10 protein-coding genes are annotated in these 10,696 nt (G+C 65.5%); 4 read left to right on the top strand and 6 right to left on the bottom strand.

The genetic code is table 11. The annotated features are described in order from the left end of the window. Nucleotides 1-147: 147 nt before the first annotated feature. Nucleotides 148-1,413: an urea ABC transporter substrate-binding protein gene (gene urtA / locus AC07XB_RS35855; protein WP_150983768.1), complete on the bottom strand. Its 1,266-nt coding sequence runs from the start codon at nucleotides 1,411-1,413 to the stop codon at nucleotides 148-150. Nucleotides 1,414-1,760: 347 nt separating this feature from the next. Between urtA and AC07XB_RS35860 the strand changes: the two genes are divergently transcribed. The 4 genes from AC07XB_RS35860 (at nucleotide 1,761) to AC07XB_RS35875 (ending at nucleotide 6,292) form a co-directional block, all read left to right on the top strand. Further along, nucleotides 1,761-3,248, top strand: coding sequence for a flavin-containing monooxygenase (locus tag AC07XB_RS35860; RefSeq protein ID WP_492832439.1), 1,488 nt, complete (start codon nucleotides 1,761-1,763; stop codon nucleotides 3,246-3,248). An 85-nt stretch (nucleotides 3,249-3,333) separates the two neighbouring features. Beyond that, nucleotides 3,334-4,101 carry an SDR family oxidoreductase gene (locus tag AC07XB_RS35865; RefSeq protein ID WP_492832437.1) on the top strand — a complete coding sequence of 256 codons (768 nt, stop codon included), beginning with the start codon at nucleotides 3,334-3,336 and terminating at the stop codon, nucleotides 4,099-4,101. A gap of 43 nt (nucleotides 4,102-4,144) precedes the next feature. Continuing rightward, on the top strand, nucleotides 4,145-4,981 hold the full coding sequence (locus AC07XB_RS35870; protein WP_492376151.1) for an alpha/beta fold hydrolase: 837 nt from the start codon (nucleotides 4,145-4,147) through the stop codon (nucleotides 4,979-4,981). A gap of 9 nt (nucleotides 4,982-4,990) precedes the next feature. Then, nucleotides 4,991-6,292: an MFS transporter gene (locus tag AC07XB_RS35875; RefSeq protein WP_492832435.1), complete on the top strand. Its 1,302-nt coding sequence runs from the start codon at nucleotides 4,991-4,993 to the stop codon at nucleotides 6,290-6,292. 65 nt (nucleotides 6,293-6,357) lie between these two features. On the opposite strand, the gene AC07XB_RS35880 is transcribed toward AC07XB_RS35875, so the two are convergent. The 5 genes from AC07XB_RS35880 to AC07XB_RS35900 form a co-directional block, all read right to left on the bottom strand. After that, complete coding sequence (locus tag AC07XB_RS35880) at nucleotides 6,358-6,837, bottom strand: MaoC family dehydratase (protein ID WP_150983766.1); 480 nt, start codon at nucleotides 6,835-6,837, stop codon at nucleotides 6,358-6,360. Between the two features lie 83 nt (nucleotides 6,838-6,920). Further along, nucleotides 6,921-7,370: a MaoC family dehydratase gene (locus AC07XB_RS35885; RefSeq protein WP_043344764.1), complete on the bottom strand. Its 450-nt coding sequence runs from the start codon at nucleotides 7,368-7,370 to the stop codon at nucleotides 6,921-6,923. A 132-nt stretch (nucleotides 7,371-7,502) separates the two neighbouring features. After that, nucleotides 7,503-8,621 carry an acyl-CoA dehydrogenase family protein gene (locus tag AC07XB_RS35890; RefSeq protein ID WP_150983763.1) on the bottom strand — a complete coding sequence of 373 codons (1,119 nt, stop codon included), beginning with the start codon at nucleotides 8,619-8,621 and terminating at the stop codon, nucleotides 7,503-7,505. A 13-nt stretch (nucleotides 8,622-8,634) separates the two neighbouring features. After that, entirely contained in the window at nucleotides 8,635-9,837 is a 1,203-nt protein-coding gene (locus tag AC07XB_RS35895; protein WP_174422901.1) for an acyl-CoA dehydrogenase family protein, read from the bottom strand. Nucleotides 9,838-9,932: 95 nt separating this feature from the next. Then, nucleotides 9,933-10,382: a DUF1178 family protein gene (locus tag AC07XB_RS35900; RefSeq protein WP_492832433.1), complete on the bottom strand. Its 450-nt coding sequence runs from the start codon at nucleotides 10,380-10,382 to the stop codon at nucleotides 9,933-9,935. Nucleotides 10,383-10,696 lie beyond the last annotated feature (314 nt).

A 10,696-nucleotide genomic window follows, 5' to 3' on the forward strand; every position in this document is an offset into this window, starting at 1 on the left:
ACCTTGATCGGCGTGACGATTTGCCGCCACCGCGCCGAAGCGGCGGACAGCATGCGAAGAGGCAAAGGCACTGCCTGGCGCCCTCCCCTCTCTCACCAGCCGCGAGGCCAAGCGGGGGAGCAGGAGAGCGCCAGGCGGGAGCCCTGCTTACATCACCTTGTCCGGCTTGCCTTCGTTACCCGCGATGAACGGGCTCCACGGCTGCGCGCGCACGGCCTTGGGCGTCTTCCACACCACGGTGAACTGGCCATCGCCCTTGATCTCGCCGATCATCACCGGCTTGTACAGGTGATGGTTCTCGCCCATGGTCAGGGTGAAGCCGTCCGGCGCCTTGAAGGTCTGGCCATACATCGCGGCACGCACCTTGTCGGGATCGGTCGTGCCGGCCTTCTTGACGGCCTGCGCCCACATATGGATGCCCACGTAGGTGGCTTCCATCGGGTCGTTGGTCACGCGCTTGTCGCCGCCCGGCAGGTTGTTCGCCTTGACCCACGCCGCCCATTGCTTCTTGAAGGCTTCGTTTTCCGGGTTCTTGACCGACATGAAGTAGTTCCACGCGGCCAGGTGGCCCACCAGCGGCTTGGTGTCGATGCCGCGCAGTTCTTCCTCGCCCACCGAGAATGCCACCACCGGCACGTCCTTGGCCTTCAGGCCTGCGTTGCCCAGTTCCTTGTAGAAGGGCACGTTGGAGTCGCCGTTGATGGTGGAGATCACGGCGGTCTTGCCGCCTTGCGAGAACTTCTTGATGTTGGCGACGATGGTCTGGTAGTCGCTGTGGCCAAACGGCGTGTAGACCTCTTCGATATCCTTGTCCGCCACGCCCTTGCTCTTCAGGAAGGCGCGCAGGATCTTGTTGGTGGTGCGCGGGTAGACGTAGTCGGTGCCCAGCAGGAAGAAGCGCTTGGCGCCGCCGCCTTCCTTGCTCATCAGGTATTCCACCGCGGGAATGGCCTGCTGGTTGGGCGCCGCGCCGGTGTAGAAGACGTTCTTGGACATTTCCTCGCCTTCGTACTGCACCGGATAGAACAGCAGCGAGTTCAGCTCTTCATAAACGGGCAGCACCGACTTGCGCGACACCGAGGTCCAGCAGCCGAACGTGACGGCAACCTTATCCTTGGTGATCAGCTGGCGCGCCTTCTCGGCGAACAGCGGCCAGTTGGAAGCGGGATCGACCACGACCGGCTCAAGCTTGCGGCCAAGCACGCCGCCGCTCTTGTTGATCTCGTCGATGGTCATCAGCGCCACGTCCTTGAGCGAAGTCTCGGAAATGGCCATGGTGCCGGACAGCGAATGCAGGATACCGACCTTGATCGGCTCCTTGGACTGCGCCAATGCCAGCGGGCTCACGCCTGCCGTTGCAAACAAGGCCGCGGCGGCTACCGCCGACAGCTTCAGCATGTCACGTCTTTTCATTGCAGCTCCCAGATTGTCGTGTTGGATAAAGGAACAACGCACCCCGGGTACCTCTTCTGCAACTAGCATGCCATGGCATACAAGCTTGTATACAAGGCTGTGCACACGGCCTGGCGAGCCTCCAGAGGCCGCCAGGCCACCTATCGCACCACGATAGTGCGCAAACGTCACGCACCAAGCCTGTGCGCCGCCGCCGGCTGATTCAGATTGGGGCACATGGCGGCACGCATGTTGCGCCGTGCCTTGCCCGAATCCGCAATCGGCTCTATGGTGGCCTCTCGATTGCGCGCCAAGGCGTTGCCGCATGCGCCGCGACTACCCAGAAAAAGCACGACGGAGACAGCCCATTGAAAGCGTCAACGACGCCCGACGCGGACCAGATCGTCATCATCGGCGCCGGTGTGGCCGGCATGTGCATGGGCATCAAGCTCAAGCAAGCCGGCATCGACGACTTTGTCGTGCTGGAGAAGGCCGGCACGGTGGGCGGCACCTGGCGGGACAACACCTACCCGGGCTGCGGCTGCGACATCCCCTCCCATCTTTATAGTTTCTCGTTCGCGCCCAAGCCGGACTGGTCCAGCGCATACTCGCCCCAGCCGGAGATCCATCGCTACCTGCAGCACTGCGCCGAGCGCTTCGGGCTGCTCGGGCATATCCGCTTCGGCACGGAGGTCACCGAGGCGCGCTACGACCAAGCCGCCTGCCTGTGGCGAGTGCGCACCAGCAACGGCGACACCATCGCCGCGCGCATCCTCGTCAGCGGCACCGGGCAGCTCAACCGCCCGCTGACACCGGATATTGCAGGACTGGATCACTTTGCCGGCACGGCCTTCCACTCCGCGCGCTGGCGGCATGACGCCGATCTGCGCGGCAAGCAGGTCGCGGTGATCGGCAATGGCGCCAGCGCGCTGCAGTTCATCCCGCGCATCGCGCCGGAAGCGGGCAAGCTGACGGTATTCCAGCGCAGCGCCAACTGGGTGCTGCCGCGCAACGGCGAGGCCTATACGCCCGGACAACAGGCGCGCTTCGAACGGCACCCGTGGACTGCCCGGCTGCATCGCTGGCACCTCTACCTGCAGCGTGAACTGCGCTTCGGGCGCATGCAGCGGGACAGCGACCGCAACCGGGAACTGGAAACGCTGGCGCGCCGCTACCTCGCGCACATGATTCCCGACCCGGTGCTGCGCGCCAAGCTCACGCCCGATTACCCGATCGGCTGCAAGCGCATCCTGATCTCCGACGATTTCTACCAGGCGCTCAAGCGGCCGAACGTCCATGTCGAGACCGCCCGCATCGAGCGCGTCGAATCCGACGCCGTGGTCACGGCCGACGGCGCCAGGCATCGGGCCGACGCCATCGTCTTCGCCACCGGCTTCGACGCCCGCTCCTTCCTCGCGCCGATCCGCATCACCGGCCGCCACGGCCGCACCCTGGCCGATCAGTGGCGCGAGGATCCCGAGGCGTATCTCGGCATGACGGCGCCGGGATTTCCCAACCTGTTCGTGCTGTACGGCCCCAATACCAACCTGGGCCACAACTCCATCATTTTCATGCTCGAGTGCCAGGCCCGCTATGTCCTGCGGTGCACCCAGGCCTGCCGCTCGGCGCGCTTCGCCTCCATGGAGGTGCGCCCGGAGGTGGTGACGCGCTTCAACCAGGCGTTGCAGGCGGCCATTGGCCAGACCGCGTGGGCGGGCTCGTGCAGCAGTTGGTACAAGTCGGCCAGCGGCAGGGTCATCAACAACTGGTCGAGCCATGCCACCGCCTATTGGTGGAAGACGCGCAAGCCGGACTGGGGGCACTTTATGCTGCGCCATGCCGGCGAGCGGCCCTAGCATTGCCCGGCCGCCGGCACCTGCCACATCGACGACATCGACGACATCGATTGCATTGACACCCACCGTTCGAGGAAGACTTCACATGCAGCGGCTGCAAGACAAAGTGGTCATGGTCACCGGCGCCGCGTCCGGCCTGGGCGCGGCGTTTGCGCGCGCGGCGGCGCAAGCCGGTGCGCGCGTGGTGCTCGCCGACATCGACGATGCCACCGGGACAATCCTGGCGCAAGCGCTGCGGGCGCAAGACGTGCAAGCGCATTACCAAACGCTGGATGTCACCAGCGAGGCGGACTGGGAAGCCGCCATGGGCGCGGTGCGCGAACGGCACGGCAAACTGGACGTATTGGTGAACAACGCTGGCATCGCGCTGCGCGGCTCGGTGGCGGATTGCACGCTGGCCGACTGGCAGCGCACGCTCGACGTCAACCTGACCGGCGTATTCCTGGGCTGCCGCGCCGCGCTGCCGCTGATGGGTGCGGGTGGCTCCATCGTCAATGTTTCCTCGGTCTACGGCCAGGTGGGCGGCGCGCAGGTTGCCGCCTACTGCGCGGCCAAGGGCGGCGTCACGCTGCTCACGCGCTCCGCCGCCCTGCACGGCGCCACGCTCAATCCGCCGGTGCGGGTCAACTCCATCCACCCCGGCTTCGTCGACACGCCGATGGTCCAGGGCGCGCTGAACCAGCGCGATGCCGGTGGCGGCACCGCACGCGCGCGCATCGAAGCCTTCACGCCCCTTGGCCGCCTGGCTACGCCAGAGGAAATCGTCGGCGTGTTCCTGCTGCTGGCCAGCGACGAGGGCCGCTACATCACGGGCTCGCAGTTCACGGTCGATGGCGGCATCACCGCCCAGTAAGCCTGTCCACCCAGCCCGCCAAAAGAAGCCAAGGGAGTTCGACATGCAACGTCTGGAAATCGCGTCGGTGCCTATCCGAACCAGCCTGATCGAGGCCGGCAGCGGACGGCCGACTCTTCTTGTGCACGGCACCAGTTCCAGCGCGGAAACCAACTGGGCCGCGCTGCTGCCCGGGCTCGCGCAGCGCAGGCGCTGCCTGGCGCCGGACCTTGCGGGCTCTGGTGAAACCCGTGACGACGGCGCGCCACTGACGCTCGATGCGCTGGTCGGACAGGTGCGCGACTGCATGGCGCTGGCGGGAGACCAGCCCGTGGACCTGGTCGGTTATTCGCTAGGCGGCGTGGTGGCCGCCACCGCGGCCGCGCTGATGCCGGAACGCGTGCGGCGCCTGGTCTTGTTTGGCGCCTGGGCGCGCACCGATAGCCGCATGCGCCTGCTGTTTACGCTGTGGCAGTCGCTGGCGCGGTCGGACCGCCATCAACTGGCGCGCATGGTCCTGCTCAATGGCGTATCGGAGCGTTTTATCGCGTGCATGGACGACGCCACCGTGGAGGGCATGCTGCGGCGCTTCGGCGCGAGCCTGGCGCCCGGCAGCGACCGCCAGGCCGGGCTCGACGCCATCATCGACATCACGCCGCTGTTGCCCCGCATCCGCGCCGCCACGCTCGTGATCGGCATGCGCCACGACCAGATGGTGCCGCCGGCGCATTGCCAAGCGCTCGCCGCGGCGATCAGTGGTGCCAGCTACGCGGAGATCGACAGCGGGCACCTGGTGATGCTGGAACAGCCCGAGCGCCTGCTCGCACTGATCGAGCAGCACCTGGATTCTGCGACCACCAGCACAAGCGAGCGCCAAGCCAACACGTTGAACCGATCTTAAGGCTGACCGATGAACACACTTGCGTCCTACCAGCCACGCAGCGCCTGGGCCATGGCCTCGATGCTGACCTGGCTTTCGCTGATCAACTTCCTCGACAAGATCGTGCTGGGCATGGTCGCCGTGCCGCTGATGGCAGACCTGAAGCTGCCGCCGGCCGAGTTCGGCCTGATCGCCAGCAGCTTCTTCTGGCTGTTCTCGCTATCCACCGTGCTGGTCGGCTTTCTGTCCAATCGCGTGGCCGCGCGCTGGCTGCTACTGGCGATGGGCTTGTCGTGGGCTGTGCTGCAGGTCCCGCTGGCGCTGGCGGGATCGGCCATGACCATCCTGGTGTGCCGCATGCTGCTTGGCGCAGCCGAAGGGCCAGCCTTCCCGATCTCCGTGCACGCGCTGTTCAAATGGTTTCCGGACCACAAGCGCAACCTGCCAGTGGCGATGATCAACCAGGGGGCCACCGTAGGCCTGCTGCTGGCAGGACTGCTGATCCCGCTGGTGACGATCCGATGGGGCTGGCGCGCCAATTTCATGATCCTGGCCGGCATCGGCATGGCGTGGAGCGCAATGTGGCTCTGCGTGGGACGCGAGGGACCGCTCACGCAGGCAAGCGCACCACGCGCCGGCACCGCGGCCACGCCCGTGCGCCTGCCCTATCGGCGCATCTTCCGCGACCCGACCGTGCTGGCCTGCCTGGCCATTGGCTTTTGCGCATACTGGGCGCTGGCGCTGGGGCTGACCTGGCTGCCCGCCTACCTGGAAAAAGGCCTGGGCTTCGACCCGGTCACCACCGGGCGCTGGTATGCGGCCATCGTGGCCTCGGCCATGCCCGTCACGCTGATCCTTAGCTGGCTGTCGCAGCGCATGCTGCGCGCAGGTGCATCGTCGCGGCTCGCGCGTGGCGCGCTGATCTCGGTGGCCGCGCTGGCAGGCGGCGGCGTGTACCTGGCGATCGCATCGATCACGCTGGCGCCGGTGCCCAAGACCTTGCTGATTGCCGTGGCGGCATGCCTGCCGCCCGTGGCATTCGCCCTGACGCCGGCCATGCTCGCGCAGATCGTGCCGGAGAGCCAGCGCGGCAGCGTGTTGTCGATCCACACGGCGCTGACCACGCTGGCCGGCATCCTGGCGCCGGCGGTGGTGGGGCAACTGGTGCAGCGCCATGGCATGAACGGCGGCTTTGATGCGGGCTTCACGATCAACGCCCTGCTGCTGCTGGCAAGTGGCGTGATTGGCTTATGCTGGATCAATCCCGAGCGTTCCGCAAAGGCGCTCGCGGCCTCGCCGCAAGATATAGCGGCCGCGCGTTCGCCGGCCTGAGCTGCGCTCTGGGATGGCCGCCACCTGGCCGCGACGGCCGTGGCGGCCGTCGCGGCCTGTCAGGCTTACGAGTAACGGCGGCTGATGGATTCCGCCACGCACACCGGGCGCTCGCTGCCCTCGCGCTCTACCGTGACTTCCCAGTTGGACTGGGCGCCGACCAGCGCGGGCGCGTTCGGCAGGGGCTCCAGGCGCTCCACCGAGAGCAGCTTCACGCGCGCGCGCAGGCGGCTGCCGACCGGCACCGGCGCGGTAAAGCGCACGCGGTTCAGGCCATAGTTGACGCCCATCTTGACGCCCGGCATATCGAGCGCGTTGTGCATGAACGCCGGCAGCAGCGACAACGTCAGGAAGCCATGCGCCACCGGGCCGCCGAACGGCGATTCGCGGCGGGCGCGCTCCACGTCCACGTGAATCCATTGGTGATCGCCAGTGGCTTCGGCGAACTGGTTGACCTGCTGCTGGGTGATCTCGATCCAGTCGCTGACGGCCACTTCCTGGCCTTGCAGGCTTTCCAGTTCTTCGAGCGAAGCGATGGTACGCATGGTGTCTCCTTGTTGTACGTGTTGTACGTGTTGCACGTGTTGTCTGTAGTGGCCGGGATGGCCGGGATGAGGCTTGAGAAACGTCAGGCGGGCCGCCGTCCGTACATGCCCATGCCTTTGACGGTGCAGACCAGTTCGCCGCGCTGGTTGGTGGCTTCCCACTGGGTGTGGACCACGCCGCGGTCCGGCTTGGACGAGGAAGCGCGCGCATCCAGCACCACCAGCGACACGCTCAGCGTATCGCCCGCATAGACCGGCTTGAGCCAGCGGATTTCATCCACGCCAGGCGAGCCCATGCTGGCGGCCTTGGAGGTCATGTTGTCCACCAGCAGGCGCATCATGATCGAGCAGGTCATCCAGCCGCTGGAGATCAGGTTCTTGTAGATGCTTTTTTGCGCGGCTTCCTTGTCGATGTGGAAGGGCTGGGGATCATACTGGCGGGCGAAGGTGAGGATCTCCTCCTCCGTCACCAGGTGGGACCCGAGGTCGCGCTTGCTGCCGACGGCGAAATCTTCGAAATACAGGGTGGACATGAACCGCTCCGTCAACGATGAATGCGAGATGCGAGATGCGAGATGCGAGAATCGCGGCAGAAAATACGAGATCAATTCATAACAAAAAACCGCGCCTGGGACAACCGGCGCGGTTTTTTGATTCAACCTGGATCAGACCGTTTCCAGGAAGCCCGGCTGTGTCGCAAAGCGCGACAGGTGATGATCGACATCCCCGAAGGTGGTGTTGATCAGCGTCAGGCGCTTGAACATATGCGCCGCCGGCAGTTCGTCGGTAACGCCCATGCCGCCGTGGATCTGCACGGCCTCCTGGCCGACCGAGCGAGCCGCCTGGCCCACGCGCGCCTTGGCCGCCGAGGCAAAGCGACGGCGTTCTTCCGGGCTGGCCTCGTCGAACTTGGCGGCGGCCAGCAGCGTGATGGAACGCGATTGCTCGGCGTGGATGAACATCTCCACCATGCGGTGCTGCAGCGCCTGGAAGCGCGCGATCGGCACGCCGAACTGCTGGCGGGTCTTGGCGTATTCCAGCGTGGCGGCGTTGAGCGTGTCCATCACCCCGACGGCTTCCGCGCACAGCAGCACGGCGGCGTAGTCGGCCACCTGCTCGATCAGCGCAAACGCCGCGCCTTCGGTGCCCAGCAGTTCGCCCTGTGCGTCCTTGAAGGTGATATCGGCGGCGCGCAGGTTGTCGATGGTGCGGTAGTCGGTAATGCTGACGCCGGCTGCCTTCGGGTCCACCAGGAACAGCGAGATGCCATTGGTGTCGGCATCGGCGCCGCTGGTGCGGGCCGAGACGACCAGCTTGCCGGCTTGCGCGCCGTGAATGGTCACGACCTTGCGGCCATTGAGCTTGCCGCCCTTGGCCGTCACGCGCACATCGTTGAGCGCATAGCGGGCATGCGGCTCGTTGAAGGCGGTGGCCAGCTTCAGCTCGCCGCCGGCAACCTGCTCCAGCAGCGCATCCTGGCCGCCGGCCAGCTTGAGCGCGTAGGCGGCAACCACGGTGGCGAAGTACGGCTCGACCACCAGGCCGCGGCCCAGTTCCTGCATCACCACCATCATGTCGATGGGCGTGCCCGAGAAGCCGCCCTGCGCTTCCGGCACCGGCAGCGCGGTCAGGCCGAGCTCGACCAGCGCGCCCCAGGCGGCATCGCTATGGCCAGCTTCGGCCTTGATGCCCTTCTTGCGGGTCTCGAAATCGTAGTCTTTGTCGATGAAGCGGTGGACGGCGTCAGCCAGTTGCTTCTGTTCGTCGCTGAGATTGAAGTTCATATCGCGTGTCTCCTCACAGCCCCAGGATCATCTGGCTGATGATGTTCTTCTGAATTTCGTTGGACCCGCCGTAGATGGAGGTCTTGCGATAGTTGAAGTAGTAAGCGGCCAGCGGCGCGGCGTCGTCGTAGCCAGTCACCGCGTGTTCGTGCTCGCATTCCAGGTAGGCGGTGTCAAACGGCTGGGCGTAGGGGCCGACGGCCTCCACCATCAGCTCGGTCAGCATCTGCTGGATCTCGGTGCCCTTGATCTTGAGCATCGATGCCTCGGGGCCGGGGCCCTTGCCAGCGCTCTCGCTCGACACCACGCGCAGGACGGTCAGCTCCAGCGCCATCAGCTCGATCTCCAGCGCGGCAACCTTGGCGCCGAACAGCGGGTCTTCCAGCAACGGGCGGCCGTTCTTCTGCTGTTGCTTGGCCACACGCTTGAGGAAGCCCAGCTCACGCTTGGAGTTGCCCACGCGGGCGATGCCGGTGCGCTCATGGCCGAGCAGGTACTTGGCGTAGGTCCAGCCGCGGTTTTCTTCGCCGACGCGGTTTTCCACCGGCACCTGGACGTTGTCGAAGAACACTTCGTTCACTTCATGCTCTTCGTCGAGCATGATGATCGGGCGCACGGTGATGCCCGGGGTCTTCATGTCGATCAGCAGGAAGGAGATGCCCTCTTGCTTCTTGGCTTCGAAATCGGTGCGGACCAGGCAGAAGATCATGTCGGCGTGCTGGCCGAGCGTGGTCCAGGTCTTCTGGCCGTTGACGATGTAGTGCTTGCCGTCCGAGGTCAGCTCGGCGCGGGTCTTCAGCGACGCCAGGTCGGAACCCGAGCCCGGCTCGGAGTAACCCTGGCACCACCAGTCGGTGCAATCCAGGATGCGCGGGAGGTAGTACGACTTCTGCTCCTCGCTGCCGTACTTCATGATCACGGGCGCGACCATGGCCACGCCAAAGGGCAGCACGCCGGGCGCGCCGACGCGGGCATTTTCCTCGTCCCAGATATGGCGCTGCGTGGCATTCCAGCCCGTGCCGCCATACTGCACCGGCCAGTGCGGCGCGGACCAGCCACGGCCCGCCAGCAGCTTGTGCCAGCGCACCAGGTCGTCGCGGTTGGGGCGGCGGTGGTTCAGAATCTTGCTGCTGATTTCCGCCGGCAGGTTGGCCTCCAGCCAGCCGCGCACTTCGGCGCGGAAGGCATCGTCGGACGCCGAATAGTTGAGATCCATGCCCGTCTCCAGTGATGCCGGTGTGAGACCGGCAGTTTGTTCTAGCTAGCGCGTCATGCGCCGGCAAGAACACTGCCTTGGGCACAGGACGCTATTCAGTGAGCCGTCTGCTTGAGCGCATCGGGCACCACGAGCTGGAAAGTATCGATGCCTTCTTCGGCAAGGGCCTGCACTTCGTCCGGCGACGCCGTGCCGCGGATCCCGCGTTCCGGCGCTTCGTCGTAGTGCATGCGCCTGGCCTCTTCGGCAAAGCGTTCACCCACATCCTCGGTCCGCGCCAGCACCTGCTTTACCGCCTTCAGGTAAAGCGACTGCAGTGTCGCCGGCGCCACAGGGGCCTTCGCCCCGGCCGGCTTGCCCGCCGGCGCGGCGGCCGCTCCCGAGAGATTCAGGCGCGGCGCGCTGGGCAGCCGGGTGATGGCATGGTCTTCGCAGACCGGACATTGGACGAGATTTCGCGAAATCTGCGATTGCGCGTCGTCCTCCGAAGCAAACCAGCCCTCGAAACGATGGTCTTGCGCGCAGCGCAGGTCGAGCACCTTCATGATGTTTCCAGCCCGTCGAAAGCTATAGTATCCGCGAAACGGAATTTTGTGAACGGTCGTGCTAATTTTTTTGCAGCCATTATGCGCGCCCTTGGCGGGGAGCCTTGTGCAAAGGGGGATGAGGTATGGCTGCGATCACACGGCTAAATGGGATTTTACGCTGTTGGGGCGGAGATGGTTTTTGGATCCTAGGTGGCGTACGACATTGCCCTTGCGGGGTTGGTCGCTTTTTTTTTGAGCGGCGTTGGTTTTTGGACCCAAGGGCCATACGACATCCCCCTGCGGGGGCTGCCGGTCACTTTTCTTTGACCGGC

The sequence above is a fragment of the Cupriavidus sp. GW821-FHT02F09 genome, assembly GCF_059421605.1.